Annotated in this window: 14 protein-coding genes, 2 tRNA genes, 3 rRNA genes and 1 other annotated feature; of the genes, 2 read left to right on the top strand and 17 right to left on the bottom strand. The window is 43.4% G+C overall.

The window, feature by feature from the left end; translation table 11 throughout:
- Positions 1–141 precede the first annotated feature (141 nt).
- The 3 genes from serS to pdxS all read right to left on the bottom strand — a co-directional run bounded on the left by serS (position 142) and on the right by pdxS (position 3,231).
- Entirely contained in the window at positions 142–1,416 is a 1,275-nt protein-coding gene (serS, locus tag NSQ76_RS00095) for a serine--tRNA ligase (RefSeq protein WP_024426746.1), read from the bottom strand.
- A gap of 49 nt (positions 1,417–1,465) precedes the next feature.
- Positions 1,466–1,682: a binding site (T-box leader), on the bottom strand.
- Positions 1,683–1,735: 53 nt separating this feature from the next.
- The gene (gene pdxT, locus NSQ76_RS00090) at positions 1,736–2,326 is read right to left on the bottom strand and encodes a pyridoxal 5'-phosphate synthase glutaminase subunit PdxT (RefSeq protein ID WP_025092700.1); all 591 of its coding nucleotides are present in this window, start codon (positions 2,324–2,326) and stop codon (positions 1,736–1,738) included.
- Positions 2,327–2,346: 20 nt separating this feature from the next.
- Complete coding sequence (pdxS, locus tag NSQ76_RS00085) at positions 2,347–3,231, bottom strand: pyridoxal 5'-phosphate synthase lyase subunit PdxS (protein WP_024425756.1); 885 nt, start codon at positions 3,229–3,231, stop codon at positions 2,347–2,349.
- A 246-nt stretch (positions 3,232–3,477) separates the two neighbouring features.
- Between pdxS and pdxR the strand changes: the two genes are divergently transcribed.
- Complete coding sequence (gene pdxR, locus NSQ76_RS00080; protein ID WP_171463868.1) at positions 3,478–4,956, top strand: MocR-like pyridoxine biosynthesis transcription factor PdxR; 1,479 nt, start codon at positions 3,478–3,480, stop codon at positions 4,954–4,956.
- A gap of 42 nt (positions 4,957–4,998) precedes the next feature.
- Here the strand turns inward: pdxR and NSQ76_RS00075 are convergent, their stop codons facing one another.
- Both NSQ76_RS00075 and guaB read right to left on the bottom strand, forming a co-directional pair.
- Entirely contained in the window at positions 4,999–6,324 is a 1,326-nt protein-coding gene (locus NSQ76_RS00075; RefSeq protein ID WP_024425754.1) for a D-alanyl-D-alanine carboxypeptidase family protein, read from the bottom strand.
- A gap of 160 nt (positions 6,325–6,484) precedes the next feature.
- Positions 6,485–7,951, bottom strand: a complete 1,467-nt coding sequence (gene guaB / locus NSQ76_RS00070) for an IMP dehydrogenase (protein WP_025092697.1) — start codon at positions 7,949–7,951, stop codon at positions 6,485–6,487.
- 121 nt (positions 7,952–8,072) lie between these two features.
- On the opposite strand from guaB, the gene NSQ76_RS00065 reads away from it, so the two are divergent.
- Positions 8,073–9,041: a YaaC family protein gene (locus tag NSQ76_RS00065; protein ID WP_025092696.1), complete on the top strand. Its 969-nt coding sequence runs from the start codon at positions 8,073–8,075 to the stop codon at positions 9,039–9,041.
- 11 nt (positions 9,042–9,052) lie between these two features.
- On the opposite strand, the gene rrf is transcribed toward NSQ76_RS00065, so the two are convergent.
- The 12 genes from rrf to dnaA form a co-directional block, all read right to left on the bottom strand.
- Positions 9,053–9,168: ribosomal RNA gene (gene rrf / locus NSQ76_RS00060) — 5S ribosomal RNA — on the bottom strand.
- A 61-nt stretch (positions 9,169–9,229) separates the two neighbouring features.
- A 23S ribosomal RNA gene (locus NSQ76_RS00055) occupies positions 9,230–12,160 on the bottom strand.
- Between the two features lie 98 nt (positions 12,161–12,258).
- A tRNA-Ala gene (locus NSQ76_RS00050) sits at positions 12,259–12,334 on the bottom strand.
- Positions 12,335–12,348: 14 nt separating this feature from the next.
- Positions 12,349–12,425 (bottom strand) — tRNA-Ile (locus NSQ76_RS00045).
- Positions 12,426–12,520: 95 nt separating this feature from the next.
- A 16S ribosomal RNA gene (locus NSQ76_RS00040) occupies positions 12,521–14,069 on the bottom strand.
- The 16S, 23S and 5S rRNA genes sit together here with 2 tRNA genes alongside, the layout of an rRNA operon.
- A 377-nt stretch (positions 14,070–14,446) precedes the next feature.
- Entirely contained in the window at positions 14,447–16,936 is a 2,490-nt protein-coding gene (gene gyrA, locus NSQ76_RS00035; protein WP_341051654.1) for a DNA gyrase subunit A, read from the bottom strand.
- Between the two features lie 232 nt (positions 16,937–17,168).
- A complete protein-coding gene (gyrB, locus tag NSQ76_RS00030; RefSeq protein ID WP_024424077.1) occupies positions 17,169–19,085 on the bottom strand; it encodes a DNA topoisomerase (ATP-hydrolyzing) subunit B in 1,917 nt (638 codons plus the stop codon).
- A 57-nt stretch (positions 19,086–19,142) separates the two neighbouring features.
- Positions 19,143–19,388: an extracellular matrix regulator RemB gene (gene remB, locus NSQ76_RS00025; RefSeq protein ID WP_056766786.1), complete on the bottom strand. Its 246-nt coding sequence runs from the start codon at positions 19,386–19,388 to the stop codon at positions 19,143–19,145.
- A 17-nt stretch (positions 19,389–19,405) separates the two neighbouring features.
- Positions 19,406–20,518: a DNA replication/repair protein RecF gene (gene recF / locus NSQ76_RS00020; RefSeq protein ID WP_024424075.1), complete on the bottom strand. Its 1,113-nt coding sequence runs from the start codon at positions 20,516–20,518 to the stop codon at positions 19,406–19,408.
- A gap of 16 nt (positions 20,519–20,534) precedes the next feature.
- Positions 20,535–20,750 (bottom strand): S4 domain-containing protein YaaA, encoded by a 216-nt coding sequence (gene yaaA / locus NSQ76_RS00015; protein ID WP_008360916.1) that lies wholly within the window; start codon positions 20,748–20,750, stop codon positions 20,535–20,537.
- 150 nt (positions 20,751–20,900) lie between these two features.
- Entirely contained in the window at positions 20,901–22,037 is a 1,137-nt protein-coding gene (gene dnaN, locus NSQ76_RS00010; RefSeq protein WP_024424074.1) for a DNA polymerase III subunit beta, read from the bottom strand.
- A 196-nt stretch (positions 22,038–22,233) separates the two neighbouring features.
- Positions 22,234–23,574 (bottom strand): chromosomal replication initiator protein DnaA, encoded by a 1,341-nt coding sequence (dnaA, locus tag NSQ76_RS00005; protein WP_024424073.1) that lies wholly within the window; start codon positions 23,572–23,574, stop codon positions 22,234–22,236.

The raw sequence follows: 23,574 nt of genomic DNA, 5'->3' as shown, positions 1-23,574 counted from the left end.
GTAAATGAGCCATTTCAACATAATAGTCAAGCCTATTCAAGGTTATTCCTTCTTTCCTAGAAGCTTTTAATTTTTTTATCGGCTAAATTCAGGAAAACTGTAGGACTTTTGGTAAAAAGAAAAAGATGCCTTGACGGCATCTTATTTCATCACTTCTTTATTTCCCATATAAGGACGCAGTACTTCAGGAATGATCACTGTGCCGTCCTCTTGTTGATAGTTTTCTAAAATAGCCGCTACAGTTCTTCCTACCGCTAATCCAGATCCATTTAATGTGTGGACATGTTCTGGCTTCGCTTTAGGTTCTGGACGGAAACGAATGTTTGCACGTCTTGCCTGGAATGCTTCGAAGTTACTGCAAGAAGAAATTTCACGGTACGTATTCTGGCTCGGAATCCACACTTCGATATCGTATTTCTTCGCAGCTGTGAATCCTAAATCTCCCGTACACATGCTCATGACACGGTATGGCAGGTTCAATAGCTGAAGAACTTTTTCTGCTTGATTTGTTAGTTTCTCTAATTCTTCATAAGAATCTTCTGGTCTGACAAATTTCACAAGCTCTACCTTGTTAAATTGATGCTGACGGATGAGTCCACGTGTATCTCTTCCAGCAGATCCAGCTTCTGATCTGAAGCAAGCACTGAATGCTGCATAGTTGATTGGCAGCTGTTCACCTTCGAGAATTTCGTCACGATGCATGTTCGTAATTGGCACTTCAGCTGTTGGAATGAGGAAGTAATCTTCTTCACGTATTTTAAAGGCATCCTCTTCGAATTTTGGAAGCTGACCAGTTCCTGTCATGCTTGCTCTGTTGACCATATAAGGTGGAAGCACTTCAGTAAAACCAAACTCATCCACATGTAAATCGAGCATAAAGTTATACAATGCGCGCTCTAAGCGGGCACCAAGCCCTTTATAAAAAACGAAACGGCTTCCTGTCACTTTTCCTGCACGTTCAAAATCAAGGATTTTTAGCTCATCAGCTACGTCCCAATGTGGTTTTGGCTCAAATGAGAAGGCTGGCTGTTCGCCCCATTTTCTCACTTCCACGTTGTCGTCTTCTGTTTCACCAACTGGTACAGAGTCATGAGGGATATTTGGAATTGAGAACAGGATGTGCTGCAGGCTTTCTTCTACTGTTCTTAGCTCATCATCCAGCTTCTTGATCTCATCTCCTACCTCACGCATTTCTTGAATAATGTGATCGGCGTCTTTCTTTTCTCTTTTTAGAACGGCCACTTGCTGTGATACTTCATTTCTTCGGCTCTTTAATTCTTCTGTTTTCCCGATTAATTCTCTTCTTTTTTGATCTAGCTCACCAAACTTATCAAAATCCGCTAAATCTTCGCCTCGGTGTGCTAATTTTTCTTTGATTTGATCAAAGTCCGTGCGCAGTTGTTTAATATCAAGCATGTGTAACACTCCTTTTTTTATCGAAAAATAAAAAGAGCCCTCATCCCATGAAAGGGACGAGAGCTCTCGCGTTGCCACCCTGATTGAAAACATGCAGAAGCACGCTTTCCTCTTTCCTCTGTAACGGTATCACCGTAAATGCTTACTTCTCGTGTTTCAGCATTTCGCTCAAGGATGGATTCAGAATGCATCTTTCACCGATTCTCACCAACCATCGGCTCTCTGAGAAAGAGGGGCTTCTTACTATTTCCCGTCAACGCTTTTTCGATCTTTGATTGTGATTTTAATGTACTATAAGTTTTATCTCTTTTCAACCGTTTTATACAGCAAGCTTCGTTTTGTAGGACTTCACCATGTCTACAAACAGCTGTGTTAACCGGTGATCGTCTGTCAGCTCTGGATGAAAAGAGCAGCCTAAGATATTGTTTTCTTTCGCCATCACAATCCTGCCATCATATTCAGCCATAATTTCTACGTCATTATCTGCGCTGATGATATGAGGCGCACGGATAAATACCCCTGTAAACGGCGCATCCAGTCCTTTTACTTTTAAATCTGCTTCAAAACTGTCTACCTGTCTGCCAAAAGAGTTCCGTGCAACAGATACATTTAACAGGCCAAGATGAGCATCTTCTCGATCTTCGATATGCTTTGCCAGCATAATCAAACCGGCACATGTCCCGAAAATCGGTTTCCCTTTAGCAGCGAACGCTTTGATCGGTTCAATGAATTGGTACGTATCCATAAGTCTCCTCATCGTCGTACTTTCTCCACCAGGGATAATCAAACCGTCAACGGATTCTAGCTCTTCTACACGTTTGATGATCTTTCCTTCTGCGCCGCAGGCTTCAATCGATTGAATATGCTCTCTCACCGCTCCTTGAAGCCCAAGTACACCAATTGTCAGCATGTTCGTTTGCGCTCCCTTAATTACCAGCCACGCTCTTGCATACGTTCTTCTGGCAGTAGATTTGAAATTTCAATTCCTTTCATAGCTGTTCCAAGCTCTTTTGAAAGGTCTGCAATGAGACGGTAATCAGTGTAATGAGTCGTTGCTTCAACAATTGCTTTTGCAAATTTAGCTGGATTGTCTGATTTGAAAATACCAGATCCGACAAATACACCGTCTGCTCCAAGCTGCATCATTAACGCAGCATCTGCTGGTGTCGCAACGCCTCCTGCAGCAAAGTTCACAACTGGCAGCTTGCCATCTCTTTTGATTTGCAGCAATAATTCATAAGGCGCGCCAAGATTCTTGGCTTCTGTCATCAGTTCATCTTCACTCATAGCCGATACTTTACGAATCTGAGCATTGACCTTTCTCATATGACGCACAGCTTCTACGATGTTGCCTGTCCCAGGTTCTCCTTTTGTACGAAGCATAGAAGCGCCTTCTGCGATACGGCGGGTTGCCTCACCTAAATCGCGGCATCCACAGACAAAAGGTACTGTGTATTCATTTTTATTTAAATGGAATTCCTCATCTGCGGGCGTCAGCACTTCACTCTCATCGATATAATCAACACCAAGTGCTTCAAGAACACGAGCCTCGACGATGTGGCCGATACGTGCTTTTGCCATGACTGGAATCGTTACTGCATTTTGTACTTCCTCTACGATTCTTGGGTCTGCCATACGGGCAACACCGCCTGCTGCACGGATATCAGCTGGTACTCGTTCTAGTGCCATGACTGCCACCGCACCTGCTTCTTCTGCAATTTTTGCCTGCTCCGCATTGACGACATCCATAATGACGCCGCCCTTTTGCATTTCTGCCATTCCACGTTTCACTCGTTCAGTTCCCTTATTGCTCACAATAGTTTCCTCCCATTTGTCTATTCGATTCATTCAACATCTTTATCATACAAGCGAGGAAGTATAACAATAAAGAGAATAGTATAACAATTCAACCAGCGGATAAAAAAGAATAAACCCTTGTATATAAAGGATTTTTAGCTAAAAACATGTCATTTTCTCTTTCAAGTGTGATTTACATGCTATAATGCAACTATAACAATTAAAATTCATGTATAACAATTTTGCATTCTATGGAGGAGTTTCATGCATATTGATATCCATCGGCACTCTGATACATCTCTTTCAAATCAAATTTACTTTTCAATCATCGATCACATTCAATCGGGTTTGCTTCAGCAAGGAGAAAAGCTGCCAACTGTCCGTGATTTAGCTAAGCAGCTCAATGTGAGTCTTGTCACGGCAGCTAAGGCATATACCCGATTAAAGGACGATGGATATTTAACGACAGTGCAAGGTAAAGGAACTTTTGTGGATGAGCAGCAAGAGCAGGCAGAGACCCCGGTTCCATCATCTACTTCTTTCGATTGGCAGTTGTCGATTCCAGATTATTTACCACGGTCTCAATTCGCCCAGTATCACTATGTCGAAGAAGCCATTAACCTTTCTTCCTCTATGATCGATCCAGGTCTTTTGCCAAACCGGTATTTAGAAAAAGAAATGCAGCATGTGCTAGCCAGACATCCTCAAATCATGTCGAAGTATGGTGAAATACAAGGTGATCTTCAGCTGCGACAAGTCATTCAGTCCTTTTTAGAAAAGTTGGATGTGCCGTCTACCCCTGAAAATATCCTTGTAACAAGTGGTTCTCAGCAAGGGCTTGATTTGGTGGCACGTACGTTTATTGGGCCGGATGATGTGGTTGTCATGGAAGCACCGACCTATCCCGGGGCCATTGATGTCTTTATGGGCAGAGGAGCAAGAATCATTACCGTCCCTGTCGATCATGAAGGAATGAACATGAAGCAGCTTCAAAGCATTTGTGATAAATATAAACCGAAGCTGATCTATACGATTCCTACTTTCCACAGTCCGACAGGGGCCAGTATGTCGATGAAACGCAGAAAACAGCTTCTCTTACTGGCTCAAAGCATAGATTGTCTCATTGTAGAAGATGACCCATATCGTGAGCTTTATTTTGAAAAGAAGCCGCCAGCACCTATTAAAAGCTTGGATCATGATGGACACGTCATTTATTTACGAGGATTAAGTAAAACACTGGCTCCAGGATGCAGAATAGGGATTATCACTGCTTCAGGCTCGATATTTAACCGTTTATTAGCTGCAAAGGCCAATAATGACTTAGGCAGCCCTCTCCTCACACAAAAGGCCATATTGCCGTTTCTGACATCGAAGAAAATGATTGATCATACGAAGAAGCTAAGAACCGCCTTGAAGGTGAGACGCGATTTGATGATGGATGTGTTAACGAAGCACGCACCGAAAGATGTAACGTGGCAAATTCCACAGGGCGGGCTCAATTTATGGCTCAGCTTTCCTTCATGGGTCGATACACGAGCACTTTTACATGAAGCACGTAAGCAGCAAATTACTTTTCTGCCTGGCTCTGTCTGCTATCCTGGAGAGCCGAAACAGAATTATATCCGCCTCAGCTTTTCCTATGTGAATGAAAAAGCACTGACCGAAGGCGTGGAAAAGTTATGTGATATTTTTCAGCAAGCCTTGTCCACTCCTCAAAATCAGAAGCAATCGCTCTTCTTTTAACGATAAAAAAACTGCTCTCATGAATAGAGAGCAGTTTTTTTATTAGAACCAGCCTTTTACTGTGTCAACGATTCCGCCCCAAATGCCAGCGAAGAATCCACCTACACCGCGCATTGCAAGGATGAACCAGTTTGCTTTTTCATCGCCTGTTTTCGTCACAAGCTCAACACCTGATTGGTCTTTATTTAAATAGCCGTAGTCCTTCTCATCACCAGAATAAGAAGTCGTCAGCATGCCAACCTTCGTTCCTTTTTTAATAGGAGCTTCTAGGTTCTTTTTCTCGATATTTACTTTTGCTTTATAGCTCTTTTCGTCACCATTTTTTACTGGCACAGAAAATGCTTCTTTCGTCACAACAGGTACTTCTTTATCTTTGCCTTTATCCACTTCGATGTTTTCATGTCCTTTAATTTGTTGACCTTTTTTGTACATTTCTTTCATCGTGAAGTTTTTAAACGCATAGTCGAACAGTTTTTTTGCCACGTCGAAACGTGCTGTATGAAGATTACCTTTTGCATTCAAGATAACTGCGATGACACGCATGTCACCTTGTTTTGCTGTACCTGTGAAGCTAGAACCGGCTGAATCTGTAGATCCTGTTTTTAGACCGTCAACACCTTTATATTCCTTCACAAGTCCTTTAAGCATGAAGTTCCAGTTAGGCATGTCCATTTCATCGTCCGTGCCTTCTCTGAACTTTGTTTTCGCAATACTTGCTGTTTCAAGAATTTCTGGATGGTCTTTGATGAGATGCTGTGCAAGCAAAGCCATATCTTTTGCAGATACTTCACTTTCTTCATCAGGACCTGTACCTTTTGGCTGTTGGCCATGTAAGTCTTTATTTTCCAGACCAGTTGCATTCACGAATTTGTAGTTTGTTAAACCAAGTTCTTTTGCTTTTGCGTTCATTTTTTCAACAAACTTTGATTCTGATCCAGCGATCACTTCTGCTAAACCAATCGCTGCTGCATTTGCCGAATAAATAGCCGTTGCTTGATAAAGTTCTTTTACTGTATACGAACCATCTTTTCTCAAAGGAACGTTGGATAAGCTGCGGTCCTGAGAAATTTCGTATACATAATCATCTGGCGTATACTTTTGATCCCATTTCACTTTTCCTTCAGCAATTGCCTCTAGTAATAGATACTCTGTCATCATTTTTGCCATACTTGCAATAGGCAGTCTTTGATCTGCGTTTTTACTATAAAGAATTTTACCTGTAGAAGCTTCAATAAGGATCGCTGCTTTCGCATTCACACTGAATGGATCTTCAGCAGCTTTTGCTTTGGACATTGGTGTAAATGCTGTAACAATCAATGCCAATGCAAGGATAGAGACCATAAGCTGTTTCAACATCTTGCTGTTCAATCGTCATACCTCCGTATTCATCTTTTTTCGACGTTTTTCATATATATGTAATCCACAAGGGCTTATCTCAACACAACAGTATAAATTTTATCACAATAAAGACAAAAAAAATAGACAGAGTCATAGACCCTGTCAAATGTAATTTGATTGTCACAATTTATCAAGAAATTGTGTAGTTTGGTGATTCTTTTGTAATTTGTACATCATGTGGATGACTCTCACGAAGTCCTGCACCCGTCATACGAATGAACTGTGCTTCTTCTCTAAGAGTGCGTAAATCCTTTGTTCCACAATAACCCATACCAGAACGAATACCGCCAACTAGTTGATACACTGTATCAACGACCGGCCCTTTGTATGGTGTACGGCCTTCAATACCTTCAGGAACGAATTTTTTATTATCTTCTTGGAAGTAACGATCTTTACTTCCTTTTTCCATTGCAGCGACAGAACCCATACCACGGTAAACTTTAAATCGTCTACCTTGGAAAATTTCTGTTTCGCCTGGGCTTTCAGATGTACCAGCTAGAAGGCTTCCCAGCATAACAGCATGTCCGCCAGATGCTAATGCTTTCACGATATCACCTGAATATTTAATTCCACCATCTGCAATAATAGCTTTACCATGTTTTCTTGCTTCTGTTGCACAGTCATAGATCGCTGTGATTTGTGGTACACCGACACCTGCAACAACACGTGTTGTACAAATAGATCCTGGTCCGATACCTACTTTTACAATATCTGCTCCTGCTTCAAACAATGCTTTTGTTGCTTCGGCTGTTGCAACATTACCAGCAATGATGTTAAGAGAAGGATACGTTTCACGGATTTTCGATACAGTGTTTAGAACACCTTGAGAATGACCGTGTGCTGTATCAATGACAATGACATCCACATTGGCTTCAACTAATTTTTTCACACGTGTCATTGTATCGCCAGTGACACCAACAGCGGCACCAACAATTAAACGGCCATGTGCATCTTTAGAGGAGTTAGGGAATTCAATCACTTTTTCAATATCTTTGATTGTGATAAGACCTTTTAACGTTCCTTCGTCATCTAAAAGAGGTAATTTTTCAATCTTGTACTGCTGTAGGATTTTTTCAGCTTCTTCTAATGTTGTACCAACAGAAGCTGTCACAAGTTCCTCTTTTGTCATCACGTCGCTAATCTTCATTGAATAATCCGAAATAAAACGAAGGTCACGGTTCGTAATAATACCAACAAGCTTTTGGTCTTGTTCGTTGTTGACAATCGGCACACCTGAAATACGGTATTTACCCATCAAATGCTCTGCATCAAATACTTGATGCTCTGGTGTTAAGAAGAATGGATTTGTAATAACGCCGCGCTCTGAACGTTTTACTTTATCCACCTGTTCTGCTTGCTGTTCAATGGACATGTTCTTATGAATAATACCAAGACCACCTTGACGTGCCATTGCAATCGCCATTTGTGATTCCGTCACTGTGTCCATTCCCGCACTGATAATTGGAATGTTTAGCTTTAATGTGCTTGTTAGCTCCACTGATAAATCGACATCACGCGGAAGTACTTCAGACTTTGCTGGAACAAGCAAAACATCGTCAAACGTCAAACCTTCTTTTGAAAATTTACTTTCCCACATTAGTAAATCCCCCTCTTTTCGGCAAAATATTATATGTAGATTATCAACTAGCAAACAGCATGTCAAGGAAGCAACAAACAGTTGCAATTTTTAGAAAATATAAAGAGAGTTGAGGAAGAAGATGAAAAGTTCAGGATGGAAGGATTTAAAACGTTTTTACTCGCTCGAAACCTCCCAAAAGTTTCTATTTCAACAATATGAGAAACGGAACATTCAAGATGCAAACCAGCAAGCCTATAAAAACTGTGAACGATTTATTTACTTTCTAAAACATGGCCACACGTTTTATGAACAGGCTGCGATCGCGCCTCTAGAACTTAAACCTATTTTATTGTTTTATGGAATGGCACAGCTGCTAAAAGCATGTTTGCTGACAGTGGACCCCCATTATCCTTCTCAAACCTCTGTTTTAGCTCATGGCGTAACATCGAGAAAGAGGAAGAAACAGCATTACCGTTTTAGTGAAGATGAGGTGAAAATCCAAAGAAATGGGCTGTGTATGCATGTGTTAAAGCATCTATTTCAATTAAATGGTCTTGAAGATGAGCGATTTACGATGATCCATCTCCTGTCTAAAATACCTGAAATGAGTCATATTCTGGAGTTTCAAAAGCAGCCCTCGACTTTAGTTAAAGTAGAAAAGGCTAATGGAATGATGATTCAAGATCATATTCCATTACTTTATAACATGTCTGCTGAACGCTTTATTGAATACTTTGAGTTTCATACAAGCTGGAAACTCAAACAGAGAGAGGCTAAAAAACTGACGTTTGATGTATTTCTGGAAGAAAACCCAGCACTTGCTACTCATCTTCATTATGATTTAGAAATGGATCAATGGTTTATACCCTCAACACGAGATGCTTTTCTAGGGATTCCTGAGATCATCAGCCATTACTTGTTGATGTATAACCTTAGTATGATTGCCCGCTACGAAACAGAATGGTGGTACGAGCTGCTGTCTCAGTACATTAGCGATGATTACGTCATGATTGAACGCTACATGGAGATTGCAGAAGAGAAGTTCCCAGCTTACATCATGATGCTGTTAGAAGAAAACACAAAAAAGACCAGTTCCGACTGGAACTGATCCTTATAGAAGCTTGGCGGCGTCCTACTCTCACAGGGGGAAACCCCCAACTACCATCGGCGCTGAAGAGCTTAACTTCCGTGTTCGGTATGGGAACGGGTGTGACCTCTTCGCTATCGCCACCAAACCTGATGGAGAGAATGTTCTCTCAAAACTAGATAACAATGTTCATGTTTCACATTAGAATATAGGTTAAGTCCTCGATCTATTAGTATCTGTCAGCTCCACGTGTCACCACGCTTCCACCTCAGACCTATCAACCTGATCATCTTTCAGGGATCTTACTTCCTTGCGGAATGGGAAATCTCATCTTGAGGGGGGCTTCATGCTTAGATGCTTTCAGCACTTATCCCGTCCGCACATAGCTACCCAGCGATGCCCTTGGCAGAACAACTGGTACACCAGCGGTGCGTCCATCCCGGTCCTCTCGTACTAAGGACAGCTCCTCTCAAATTTCCTGCGCCCGCGACGGATAGGGACCGAACTGTCTCACGACGTTCTGAACCCAGCTCGCGTACCGCTTTAATGGGCGAACAGCCCAACCCTTGGGACCGACTACAGCCCCAGGATGCGATGAGCCGACATCGAGGTGCCAAACCTCCCCGTCGATGTGGACTCTTGGGGGAGATAAGCCTGTTATCCCCGGGGTAGCTTTTATCCGTTGAGCGATGGCCCTTCCATGCGGAACCACCGGATCACTAAGCCCGACTTTCGTCCCTGCTCGACTTGTAGGTCTCGCAGTCAAGCTCCCTTGTGCCTTTACACTCTGCGAATGATTTCCAACCATTCTGAGGGAACCTTTGGGCGCCTCCGTTACATTTTAGGAGGCGACCGCCCCAGTCAAACTGCCCACCTGACACTGTCTCCCTGCCCGATAAGGGCAGCGGGTTAGAAGGTCAATACAGCCAGGGTAGTATCCCACCGATGCCTCCACCGAAGCTAGCGCTCCGGTTTCCAAGGCTCCTACCTATCCTGTACAAGCTGTACCAACATTCAATATCAGGCTGCAGTAAAGCTCCACGGGGTCTTTCCGTCCTGTCGCGGGTAACCTGCATCTTCACAGGTACTATAATTTCACCGAGTCTCTCGTTGAGACAGTGCCCAGATCGTTGCGCCTTTCGTGCGGGTCGGAACTTACCCGACAAGGAATTTCGCTACCTTAGGACCGTTATAGTTACGGCCGCCGTTTACTGGGGCTTCAATTCGCACCTTCGCTTACGCTAAGCGCTCCTCTTAACCTTCCAGCACCGGGCAGGCGTCAGCCCCTATACTTCGCCTTACGGCTTCGCAGAGACCTGTGTTTTTGCTAAACAGTCGCCTGGGCCTATTCACTGCGGCTTCTCGGGGCTTTAACACCCTAAGAAGCACCCCTTCTCCCGAAGTTACGGGGTCATTTTGCCGAGTTCCTTAACGAGAGTTCTCTCGATCACCTTAGGATTCTCTCCTCGCCTACCTGTGTCGGTTTGCGGTACGGGCACCTCTCACCTCGCTAGAGGCTTTTCTTGGCAGTGTGGAATCAGGAACTTCGCTACTAAATTTCGCTCGCCATCACAGCTCAGCCTTCACGGGAAACGGATTTGCCTATTTCCCAGCCTAACTGCTTGGACGCGGATATCCAATACCGCGCTTACCCTATCCTCCTGCGTCCCCCCATTGCTCAAATGGTGAGGAGGTGGTACAGGAATATCAACCTGTTGTCCATCGCCTACGCCTTTCGGCCTCGGCTTAGGTCCCGACTAACCCTGAGCGGACGAGCCTTCCTCAGGAAACCTTAGGCATTCGGTGGACGGGATTCTCACCCGTCTTTCGCTACTCATACCGGCATTCTCACTTCTAAGCGCTCCACCAGTCCTTCCGGTCTGGCTTCACAGCCCTTAGAACGCTCTCCTACCACTGTTCGTAAGAACAGTCCGCAGCTTCGGTGATACGTTTAGCCCCGGTACATTTTCGGCGCAGAGTCACTCGACCAGTGAGCTATTACGCACTCTTTAAATGGTGGCTGCTTCTAAGCCAACATCCTGGTTGTCTAAGCAACTCCACATCCTTTTCCACTTAACGTATACTTTGGGACCTTAGCTGGCGGTCTGGGCTGTTTCCCTTTCGACTACGGATCTTATCACTCGCAGTCTGACTCCCAAGGATAAGTCATCGGCATTCGGAGTTTGACTGAATTCGGTAACCCGGTAGGGGCCCCTAGTCCAATCAGTGCTCTACCTCCGAGACTCTTACCTTGAGGCTAGCCCTAAAGCTATTTCGGAGAGAACCAGCTATCTCCAGGTTCGATTGGCATTTCACCCCTACCCACACCTCATCCCCGCACTTTTCAACGTGCGTGGGTTCGGGCCTCCATTCAGTGTTACCTGAACTTCACCCTGGACATGGGTAGATCACCTGGTTTCGGGTCTACGACCACGTACTCATGCGCCCTATTCAGACTCGCTTTCGCTGCGGCTCCGCATCTTCTGCTTAACCTTGCACGGGATCGTAACTCGCCGGTTCATTCTACAAAAGGCACGCCATCACCCGTTAACGGGCTCTGACTACTTGTAGGCACACGGTTTCAGGATCTATTTCACTCCCCTTCCGGGGTGCTTTTCACCTTTCCCTCACGGTACTGGTTCACTATCGGTCACTAGGGAGTATTTAGCCTTGGGAGATGGTCCTCCCGGATTCCGACGGAATTTCACGTGTTCCGCCGTACTCAGGATCCACTCTGGAGAGAATAACATTTCAGTTACAGGGCTGTTACCTTCTTTGGCGGGCCTTTCCAGACCTCTTCGCTTATATCATTCCTTTGTAACTCCGTATAGAGTGTCCTACAACCCCAAGAGGCAAGCCTCTTGGTTTGGGCTGTTCCCGTTTCGCTCGCCGCTACTCAGGGAATCGCATTTGCTTTCTCTTCCTCCGGGTACTTAGATGTTTCAGTTCCCCGGGTATGCCTTCTCATACTCTATGTATTCAAGTATGGATACTACTCCATTACGAGCAGTGGGTTTCCCCATTCGGAAATCTCCGGATCAAAGCTTGCTTACAGCTCCCCGAAGCATATCGGTGTTCGTCCCGTCCTTCATCGGCTCCTAGTGCCAAGGCATCCACCGTGCGCCCTTTCTAACTTAACCATTTCTTACTTTAGAAAGAATCACTATGTGTGATGAACTTTGCATTGCATTCAATGTGAATGTATTACTTATTGTTATCTAGTTTTCAAAGAACACGTTGGTGGAGCCTAGCGGGATCGAACCGCTGACCTCCTGCGTGCAAGGCAGGCGCTCTCCCAGCTGAGCTAAGGCCCCAATTTAATAGAAGATGGTGGGCCTGAGTGGACTCGAACCACCGACCTCACGCTTATCAGGCGTGCGCTCTAACCAGCTGAGCTACAGGCCCATCTTTCATATCGAAGATATGATGTTGTAGGATCTTTTGCAAGTTCCTTCAAAACTAAACAAGACGAAAACGCACGCTGCTCCATATATCCTTAGAAAGGAGGTGATCCAGCCGCACCTTCCGATACGGCTACCTTGTTACGACTTCACCCCAATCATCTGCCCCACCTTCGGCGGCTGGCTCCATAAAGGTTACCTCACCGACTTCGGGTGTTGCAAACTCTCGTGGTGTGACGGGCGGTGTGTACAAGGCCCGGGAACGTATTCACCGCGGCATGCTGATCCGCGATTACTAGCGATTCCAGCTTCACGCAGTCGAGTTGCAGACTGCGATCCGAACTGAGAACAGATTTATGGGATTGGCTAAACCTTGCGGTCTTGCAGCCCTTTGTTCTGTCCATTGTAGCACGTGTGTAGCCCAGGTCATAAGGGGCATGATGATTTGACGTCATCCCCACCTTCCTCCGGTTTGTCACCGGCAGTCACCTTAGAGTGCCCAACTGAATGCTGGCAACTAAGATCAAGGGTTGCGCTCGTTGCGGGACTTAACCCAACATCTCACGACACGAGCTGACGACAACCATGCACCACCTGTCACTCTGTCCCCGAAGGGAAAGCCCTATCTCTAGGGTTGTCAGAGGATGTCAAGACCTGGTAAGGTTCTTCGCGTTGCTTCGAATTAAACCACATGCTCCACCGCTTGTGCGGGCCCCCGTCAATTCCTTTGAGTTTCAGTCTTGCGACCGTACTCCCCAGGCGGAGTGCTTAATGCGTTAGCTGCAGCACTAAGGGGCGGAAACCCCCTAACACTTAGCACTCATCGTTTACGGCGTGGACTACCAGGGTATCTAATCCTGTTCGCTCCCCACGCTTTCGCTCCTCAGCGTCAGTTACAGACCAGAGAGTCGCCTTCGCCACTGGTGTTCCTCCACATCTCTACGCATTTCACCGCTACACGTGGAATTCCACTCTCCTCTTCTGCACTCAAGTTTCCCAGTTTCCAATGACCCTCCCCGGTTGAGCCGGGGGCTTTCACATCAGACTTAAGAAACCGCCTGCGAGCCCTTTACGCCCAATAATTCCGGACAACGCTTGCCACCTACGTATTACCGCGGCTGCTGGCACGTAGTTAGCCGTGGCTTTCTGGTTAGGTACCGTCAAGGTGCGAGCAGTTACTCTCGCACTTGTTCTTCCCTAACAACAGAGCTTTACGATCCGAAAACCTTCATCACTCACGCGGCGTTGCTCCGTCAGACTTTCGTCCATTGCGGAAGATTCCCTACTGCTGCCTCCCGTAGGAGTCTGGGCCGTGTCTCAGTCCCAGTGTGGCCGATCACCCTCTCAGGTCGGCTACGCATCGTCGCCTTGGTGAGCCATTACCCCACCAACTAGCTAATGCGCCGCGGGTCCATCTGTAAGTGACAGCCGAAACCGTCTTTCATCCTTGAACCATGCGGTTCAAGGAACTATCCGGTATTAGCTCCGGTTTCCCGGAGTTATCCCAGTCTTACAGGCAGGTTACCCACGTGTTACTCACCCGTCCGCCGCTAACATCCGGGAGCAAGCTCCCTTCTGTCCGCTCGACTTGCATGTATTAGGCACGCCGCCAGCGTTCGTCCTGAGCCAGGATCAAACTCTCCGAAAAAGTACAAAACCGAAGTTTTGCTTTTCGCCAGTTTGACTGACTACCTATGAAGTATCATAGGATTTTTTATAAAAACTCGAATTAACAGGTACGTTTTGTCTTGTTTAGTTTTCAAAGAACTTGTGTGTCACTCTCTCAAAGCGACCACTTAAATATATCATATATCTCTATCAACAGTCAACATTTTTCTTGAAAAACATTTTATTTTTTAAGAAGTTTCCACTGTAAAAGAGATAAAAAATAGAGCCTCTTTTTGCTCCTTTGAAAGATTAACACATATCTATGAAAAAAGCATTATAAATTTCAAAAAAACTCATGTTTTTTTAGAAAAAAATAAAGCCGGTGAAGAACCGGCTTTATTTTTACTCAGATTGCTCTTAATCTGACTCTATAGTTTCTACGTTTTCTTCACTATTCTCTTCATCATCTTCTTGTGATTGTTCAACTAATGCCACTGTAGCGACATGTTCATCATCACCTAGACGAATCAGGCGGACACCTTGAGTGACTCGACCTGTTGTTGAAATATCTGAAACGGCCATACGAATGATCACGCCGCTTCCTGTAATAATCATCAAGTCCTCTTCAGCTTCAGCATTCGTCGCCTTCACCGCGACAAGCGGACCGTTGTTGTCAGTGATTTTACATGTTTTAAGACCTTTACCGCCCCGACTTTGAACACGGTATTCTTTTTCAGGTGTTAACTTACCATACCCTTTTTCGGTGACGATCAATACGTTTGCATCTGGCTCAAGGATTTCCATCCCAACGACGATGTCATCTTCAGAAAGCGTAATTCCTTTCACGCCAGCTGCCGTACGCCCCATTTCACGAACATCTGTCTCGTCGAAACGAATCAGCATACCTTTTTTCGTTCCAATGATGATTTGTTTTTCTCCATTGGTTAAACGGACAGCCATCAGTTCATCTTCGTCACGAAGACTTAATGCGATAAGTCCATTGTTTCGAATGTTGGCAAACTGAGACAATGACGTTCGTTTTGATACACCGTGTCTTGTTGTAAAGAAGAGATACGAATCTTCATCAAATTCGCTTACCGGAATAATGGCATTAATCCACTCTCCCTTTTCTACTTCAAGCAGGTTAATAATCGGAATCCCTTTCGCTGTCCGTCCGAATTCAGGAATCTCATATCCCTTCGCACGATAAACCTTCCCTTTATTAGAGAAGAAGAGGATCGTATCATGGGTAGATGTTGAAATCAGCTGTTCTACGAAATCATCCTCATTGGTTCCCATCCCTTGAACACCTTTACCGCCTCTTTTTTGACTGCGGTATGTTGATGCAGGCAGACGCTTGATATAACCATTATGAGTCAGCGTAATCACGATGTTTTCAACAGGAATCAAATCTTCGTCTTCAATTGTTTCAATACCTGCTGTCACAATTTCAGTACGGCGCGTATCATTGAAACGTTCTTTGATTTCTGTTAACTCTTCTCTAATGATTTCAAGAACTTTTTCATTGTCTGCTAAAATGGCTTTCAACTCAGCAATCAAATCAACAAGTCCTTTGTATTCTTCTTCTATCTTTTCTCTTTCCAAACCAGTTAAGCGCTGAAGACGCATATCAAGAATGGCCTGTGCTTGTTTTTCGGACAAGCTATAGTTCTCCATTAAGCCATTTCTCGCGATTTCAGCAGTTTGAGAGCTTCTAATTAATGCAATGACTTCATCTAAGTGGTCAAGAGCGATTCTTAAACCTTCTAGAATATGAGCTCTTGCTTCGGCTTTACGAAGTTCATATGCTGTTCTTCTGCGAATAATCACTTTTTGATGCTCTAAATAATATTCAAGACATTGTTTGAGGGACAAGACTTTCGGCTGTCCATCAACTAGTGCCAATAAGTTGATCCCAAATGACGTTTGAAGTGTCGTTTGTTTATAAAGATTGTTTAATAGAACGTGGGCGTTCGCGTCTCTTCGCAGTTCAATCACGATCCGCATTCCATTACGATCAGACTCGTCACGGAGATCTGTAATGCCATCGATCTTTTTATCGCGCACAAGATCAGCGATTTTTTCGATCAAACGTGCTTTGTTGACCTGATATGGAATTTCATTGATGACAATCCGCTGCTTACCGCTGGATGTTTCTTCGATGATAGACTTTGCACGTAATGTAATAGAACCTCGGCCTGTTTCATATGCTTTGCGGATTCCGCTTCGGCCAATGATTTGTCCCGCAGTTGGGAAGTCTGGTCCTGGAATGATCTCCATTAGTTCCTGTGTAGTCATTTCTGGGTTTTGACTTATCGCCAGTACCCCATCAATCACTTCACCTAGCTGGTGAGGCGGAATGTTTGTTGCCATCCCTACAGCGATACCTGTTGCCCCGTTGACTAATAAGTTCGGGAAACGAGCAGGCATGACGATTGGTTCTCTTTCACTGCCATCGTAGTTATCTTGATAATCAATCGTATCCTTAGTGATATCACGCAGGATTTCCATTGAAATTTTAGATAGACGCGCCTCAGTATAACGCATTGCCGCTGCACCGTCTCCATCGACAGAACCAAAGTTTCCGTGACCTTCAACCAGCATATTTCGATAGTTGAAGTCTTGCGCCATACGAACCATCGCTTCGTATACAGCGCTGTCACCGTGAGGGTGGTACTTACCGATAACTTCCCCAACGATACGTGCAGATTTCTTAAATGGTTTATCACTTGTCATACCTAGGTCATTCATCGCATACAAAATTCTTCGATGCACGGGCTTCAATCCGTCTCGCACATCTGGTAATGCACGCGAAACAATAACACTCATTGCATAATCTAAAAAGGACGTACGCATTTCTTGACTAATATTTACTTCGCGTACATTTGGTGTATGTTGTTCACTCACTATAAGAACCTCCCTTTACGTATCACATGAAATAAATTATGTGGGAGTAAAATATGTATTTATCTTCACAAGACTATTCTCCATTATATCAATAATCTCGGCTTTATACACATTTATTTACTAGAAAATCAACGAAAACACGGAAAACCAGGACATTCGTTACACGCCCCTATTTCTTGAAAAACAACCTTATTCCAAACAAGAAATAAGGTTGTTCTCAGGAGGGATCTATCTAAATATCAAGGTTTTTCACGTATTGCGCATTTTCTTCGATAAAGTTTCGTCTCGGTTCTACTTTATCTCCCATCAGCATTTCAAATGTCTCATCAGCATCGATCGCATCCTCAAGTGTGACTTGAAGAAGTGTTCTCGCATCAGGGTCCATTGTTGTTTCCCAAAGCTGAGCAGCATTCATTTCTCCAAGACCTTTATAACGCTGAAGTCCAGGCTTTGGTGTTTGAGGAAGTGATTTTAACAGCTCATCCAGCTGTTTATCGTTATACACGTACTCCACACGTTTTCCTTGCTGCACTTTATATAAAGGCGGCTGCGCAATATACACATAACCGTTTTCAATGATTTCACGCATGTAGCGATAGAAGAATGTTAAGAGCAGCGTTCGAATGTGTGCTCCATCCACATCGGCATCTGTCATGATCACAATTTTGTGATAGCGTGCTTTCTCTAAAGTAAAGTCTTCTCCGATTCCAGTTCCTAACGCTGTAATCATTGAACGAACCTCGTTGTTCGATAAAATTTTATCTAAACGAGCTTTTTCTACGTTTAGGATCTTCCCTCTTAACGGTAAGATCGCTTGGAAGTGGCGATCACGGCCCTGCTTAGCAGATCCGCCCGCAGAATCTCCCTCTACAATATAGAGTTCAGAGATGGAAGGATCTTTAGAAGAACAGTCCGCTAGTTTCCCAGGTAAGCTGGAGACTTCCAGTGCACTTTTACGTCTTGTCAGCTCACGAGCCTTTTTGGCAGCCATTCTTGCACGAGCCGCCATCAGTCCTTTTTCCACAATTTTTTTCGCAGAATCAGGATTTTCAAGCAAGAATTTCTCAAGTGCTTCAGAGAAAAGGGAGTCTGTGATGGTTCTCGCTTCTGAGTTCCCAAGCTTTGTCTTCGTTTGTCCTTCGAATTGAGGGTCTGGATGTTTGATGGAGATAATGGCTGTTAAGCCTTCTCGCACATCTTCACCACTTAAATTCGCATCCCCATCCTTGAATACGCCATTTTTACGAGCATAGTCATTGATGACACGCGTTAGACCGGTTTTAAAACCAGCTTCATGTGTTCCGCCTTCATACGTGTTGATATTGTTGGCGAAGGAATAGATATTGCTTGTATAGGAATCGTTATATTGTAATGCTACTTCAACCGTGATTCCGTCTTTCTCACCTTCGATGTACACAGGCTCTTCATGAACGACTTCTTTTGAGCGGTTTAAATGTTCTACATAGCTCTTAATACCGCCTTCGTAGCAGTATTCATTTCTCCGCTCTTTGCCTTCACGCAAGTCTTCTATGATGATGTTTACACCTTTTGTTAAGAAGGCTAACTCACGAACACGGTTAGCAAGTGTATCGTAATCAAATTCAATGGTTTCCGTGAAAATTTCTGGATCTGGCACAAAGTGAGTGGTTGTCCCGGTTACATCAGTTTCACCAATAACCTCTAAATCTCCCACTGGAACGCCGCGTTTGAACTGCTGATAATGGATTTTCCCGTCACGGTATACAGTCACGTCTAAGGTAGTAGATAATGCATTTACAACAGATGCCCCTACACCATGCAGACCGCCTGATACTTTATAACCGCTGCCGTCAAATTTACCGCCAGCGTGAAGAACAGTCATAATGACCTCTACGGCAGGACGCCCCATTTTCTCATGAATTCCAACAGGAATCCCGCGGCCATTATCTTTTACTGTAATGCTGTTATCTTTTTCAATTTGCACTGTAATGTCTGTACAATAACCAGCTAATGCCTCATCAATACTGTTGTCGACAATTTCCCATACAAGATGGTGAAGCCCTTTTGCATTGGTTGACCCAATGTACATTCCTGGACGTTTTCTAACAGCTTCTAATCCTTCAAGCACCTGTATCTGATTTTCATCATAACTATTATGTTGCTGTTCCATTGCCACGTACATTCACCTACACTTTTCTTAAACGATATATTTATATGAATTGAGTTTTTAGACTTCAATTTCAACCACAAACGAAGCACGTTTTTTGAGCGTGCTTGAGGAAAGAGGAGAGTAATAAACAGATTCAGTTGTGACGACAATGGATTTGGGTGTCCCTTGTGATAACGAAATGATATGTTTCTCTTGTTTTTGTAGAAATTCTTCTACAACAGAAGACGACCTCATTTTGTAATCAACAATTGCGACAATCTCTCGTGTAGAAACAACACAATCATCACCTAAATGAATATACAAGACTCACACCTCATTTATCAGTCAATTACTTTTCCACTGGCTACTCTGAAAATTTCCGCTTCTTTCAGGGTGGCGTGATCAATGCCTTCAACACTTGTTGTGGTGACGAAGGTCTGTACACGTCCCTGAATGGTATGGAGCAAATGAGACTGTCTGTAATCATCAAGTTCAGATAACACATCATCAAGTAGAAGAATAGGATATTCTCCGATTTCTTCATGTATCAGATCAATTTCTGCCAGCTTTAGTGAAAGAGCTGTTGTTCTTTGCTGCCCTTGAGAGCCATATGTCTGAACATCCCGACCATTCACAAAGAAAAGCAGGTCATCTCTGTGAGGTCCCCACAGTGTCACCCCTCGGTCGATTTCTCTCTCTCTTAGTTTCTGAAACGATTCTTCATAGCTATTCTTTATTTTCGACAAGTCTGACGCTTCTGATACCTCTATTGCCGTCTGGTATTGGAGCGTAAGTGTTTCTAGCTCTCTAGAAATCCCAAAATGCAGCGGCTGCGCCCATTTTTCGAGCTGTTTCGTAAAAGTCAGTCGTCTTTTGACCACTTTCGCTGCCGCATCAATCAACTGCTCTGTTAAAATCTCCAGCATCGCTTGATCCGTTTGCTTTCTTGTCTGCAATTGTTTCAAGTAATGATTCCGCTGAGAGAGGATTTTTTGATAGAGCGATAAATCATGCAAGTAGACAGCAGAAACTTGTCCAATCTCCATGTCGAGGAATCTTCTGCGGATTTGCGGGCTGCCCTTCACAAGACTTAAGTCCTCTGGCGCAAACATAATGGTGTTTAACGCACCAACATAATGACTGAGCTTCTGTTGTTCAATGTGATTGACCTTGCCCTTTTTCCCTTTTTTTGAGATCACGAGCTGCATTGGGAGTGGACCATTTTTTTTAATGACTCTACCTTCTATTTTAGCATAGTCTTGGTCCCATCGGATAAGTTCTTTATCATTTGACGTACGATGAGACTTTGCCATCGACAATACATAGATCGCTTCCATCAAGTTCGTTTTACCTTGGGCATTCTCACCGATCATGACATTCACCTTATTGTCGAATTGAAGCTCGGTGTGTTCATAGTTTCGGTATGAAGTTAACGCCAGACTTTGAATGTACATGTATTGTCACCCGTTTCTAATTCACAACTTGAAATGTGCCGTAACCTTCAATCTCGACAACATCTCCTGGGTATAGTTTGCGTCCCCGTCTATTATCTGGCTCTTGATTAATGAACACCTCATGTTCACTTAAAAACCATTTCGCCATTCCGCCAGATTGGATGACTTCGGCTAATTTCAAAAACTGCCCTAATGTAATCATTTCTGTTTCAATGGTTATAAGATTAGGCATTGTATCGACCTCTTTCAATATCACTAATATCTAATTGTACTAAAAAACAAGACAAGAAGGAAAGGGGGAAAGCGAACTGGGATGAAAGAAAGCATGGAAAACGAGAAGAAAAGCTGCTGTGCACTCACACAGCAGCCATTTTAGATTGAATTAATACGTTCTTACCGGAAGAATCAATTGCAAGATAGAATCATCATTCGGCGTACGCAGCAGGAACGGTCTCATTGCACCAGTGAAGCTTACATGAATATCTGTTCCCTCTAATACTTTTAACGCATCCAGCATATATTTTGGACTGAAGGAGATTTTAAGATCTTCCCCTTTAATGTCATCTGCTTGAACCGTCTCCACCACTTTACCGATCTCAGGCGAGTTAGAAGAGATTTCAAGGCTTTGTTCAGGATCAGCTGACAGTTTCACGACATTATTACGTCCTTCTCTTGCCAAAAGTGATGCACGATCAATGGCTTGAAGGAACTCTTTCGTGTTGACCACGACATCCGTTTTACTTTCTTGCGGGATCAGACGGGCCGTATCTGGATAATTTCCATCCAGCAACCTTGAGAAGAACAGCACGTTTTGTGCTTTAAAAAGAACTTGTGTTTCTGTAATGACGATGCTCACAAGATCTTGTCCATCATCAAGAATTTTACTTAGCTCAGTTAAACTCTTCCCTGGAATCACGACATTATACGAACTTTCCTCGTTAATATCTAACTTCGCTTTTCTTAAAGCAAGACGGTGGCTATCCGTTGCTGTGCATATTAATTCACCTTTTTCAACCTTCCAGTTTACACCTGTCAAGATAGGTCGTGTTTCTGAGGTGGACACTGCAAAAACAGTTTGACGAATTAAGTTTTTAAGCAGATCTGTCGGAATTTGAAATGCATGATGCTCTTCAATTTGTGGAAGATGCGGATATTCTTCAGCATCTAAGCCGTTTAAGTTAAATTCCGCTGAACCAGAGCGGATGATCGTCAGGTGATTTTGTTCTACTTCAATTTCGACAGTAGACATAGGCAGTTTCTTTACAATTTCACTAAAGAAGCGGGCTTGAAGCACAATACTTCCCGGACGATCAATGGTGATAACCTCTAAATCTCCATCTCTTTGAGGAATGAAAGATTCAATTGAGATATCAGAATCGCTTCCTGTTAGAGAAACCCCTTCATCAGACGCAACAATTTTAATCCCTGTCAAAATAGGAATCGTTGTTCTAGAGGATACGGCCTTTAATACATCTTGGACACTTTGGACAAGACGATCTTTTTGAATCGTGAATTTCATAGTGGTCCTCCTAAATTTTCTTAATGACATGTATATATATTTTATTAATAAAAATCGTAGAAGTAATAGTAGGGCTTGTGAATATGTGGATAAGTCGAGAAAAAGAAAGGAAAGACAGCCTATCCACATGTGGACAGACTGTGTATGACTATGCTCTAGTTATTCACATTTTCCCGTACTCATTATATCAGCTTGATTATTTTAATTGTTCTTTGATCTCTTTGACATGCTGCTGAAGCTGTTCATCTTCAACAATTAATTTCGAAATCTTCTCATGAGCATGAATGACAGTCGTATGATCACGACCGCCAAATTCTTCTCCGATTTTAGGCAGAGAGGAATCGGTCATTTCTCTAGAGAGGTACATGGCAATTTGTCTTGGATAAGCAACTGACTTTGTTCGTTTCTTTGCTTTGAAATCCTCTAATCGAATATTAAATTGCTGCCCTACAATTCTTTGAATATCTTTAATTGTAATGACCTTAGGCTTTGATGAAGGAATGATGTCCTTTAGCGCCTCAGCTGCTAGATCTGCATTAATGTCTTTATTAATTAAAGATGAGTAAGCAACGACACGAATCAAAGCACCCTCCAGCTCACGAATGTTGCTGTCGATTTGATTGGCAATGTACAGCATGACTTCATTTGGAATGTCTAAGCCTTCTGCCTTTGCTTTTTTTCGAAGGATCGCGATACGCGTTTCTAGATCTGGCGGGGTAATGTCTGTAATTAAGCCCCATTCAAATCGAGAGCGTAATCTGTCTTCAAGTGTCGGAATTTCCTTCGGAGGCCGGTCACTAGAAATGACGATTTGCTTACTTTCTTCGTGAAGTGTGTTGAATGTATGGAAAAACTCTTCTTGTGTTTGTTCTTTTCCTGCTAAAAATTGAATATCATCTATCAAAAGCACATCTACATTCCGATAGCGGTTACGGAAGTCGACAGCTTTGTTATCTCGGATTGAGTTGATAAATTCATTAGTAAATTTTTCAGATGATAGATAGACCACTTTGGCTGATGGATTATGGTCGATCACGTAATGACCAATCGCATGCATCAAGTGAGTCTTTCCTAAACCAACGCCCCCATAAATAAAAAGCGGGTTATATGCTTTTGCTGGTGCTTCCGCGACTGCAAGTGAAGCGGCATGAGCAAAACGGTTGCCTGAACCAATAACAAAAGTATCAAATGTATATTTTGGATTCAGCATATTTTGTGGAATGTCAACGGGCTCTTCTTTAGACATTTTTTTGATAGGAGACTTTGGCATGGCTTCCTCTTCATCCTGATTTTGAGGAATAATAAATTTAATGCTGAGCTCTTCACCTGTTAGTTCATAGATGGTATCAGCAATTAAGTGAAGATATCTTGACTCTAGCCAATCTCTAGCAAATTCATTAGGTGCCGTAATTGTAAGCGTATCTCCCTGAAGAGAATGGGCTTTTGTCGATTTCATCCATGTCTCAAAACTGGGTTTGCTCAATTTTGTCTCTATTTTTTGAAGTGCTTTATTCCACAGATCCAAAATATTTTCCAT

The organism is Bacillus sp. FSL M8-0256 (genome assembly GCF_038005765.1).
GTDB classification, from domain to species: Bacteria; Bacillota; Bacilli; order Bacillales; family Bacillaceae; genus Bacillus; species Bacillus safensis.
The sequence above is the reverse complement of the archived record's forward strand: the minus strand, read 5'-3'. Positions and strand labels throughout refer to the sequence as shown.

Excerpts from the sequence above, each read along its gene's own strand:
- serS (WP_024426746.1), bottom strand. The coding sequence starts at position 1,416 with ATGCTTGATATTAAACAACTGCGCACGGACTTTGATCAAATCAAAGAA.
- pdxT (WP_025092700.1), bottom strand. The coding sequence starts at position 2,326 with ATGCTGACAATTGGTGTACTTGGGCTTCAAGGAGCGGTGAGAGAGCAT.
- pdxR (WP_171463868.1), top strand. The coding sequence starts at position 3,478 with ATGCATATTGATATCCATCGGCACTCTGATACATCTCTTTCAAATCAA.
- guaB (WP_025092697.1), bottom strand. The coding sequence starts at position 7,951 with ATGTGGGAAAGTAAATTTTCAAAAGAAGGTTTGACGTTTGACGATGTT.
- NSQ76_RS00065 (WP_025092696.1), top strand. The coding sequence starts at position 8,073 with ATGAAAAGTTCAGGATGGAAGGATTTAAAACGTTTTTACTCGCTCGAA.
- gyrB (WP_024424077.1), bottom strand. The coding sequence starts at position 19,085 with ATGGAACAGCAACATAATAGTTATGATGAAAATCAGATACAGGTGCTT.
- recF (WP_024424075.1), bottom strand. The coding sequence starts at position 20,518 with ATGTACATTCAAAGTCTGGCGTTAACTTCATACCGAAACTATGAACAC.
- yaaA (WP_008360916.1), bottom strand. The coding sequence starts at position 20,750 with ATGCCTAATCTTATAACCATTGAAACAGAAATGATTACATTAGGGCAG.
- dnaN (WP_024424074.1), bottom strand. The coding sequence starts at position 22,037 with ATGAAATTCACGATTCAAAAAGATCGTCTTGTCCAAAGTGTCCAAGAT.
- dnaA (WP_024424073.1), bottom strand. The coding sequence starts at position 23,574 with ATGGAAAATATTTTGGATCTGTGGAATAAAGCACTTCAAAAAATAGAG.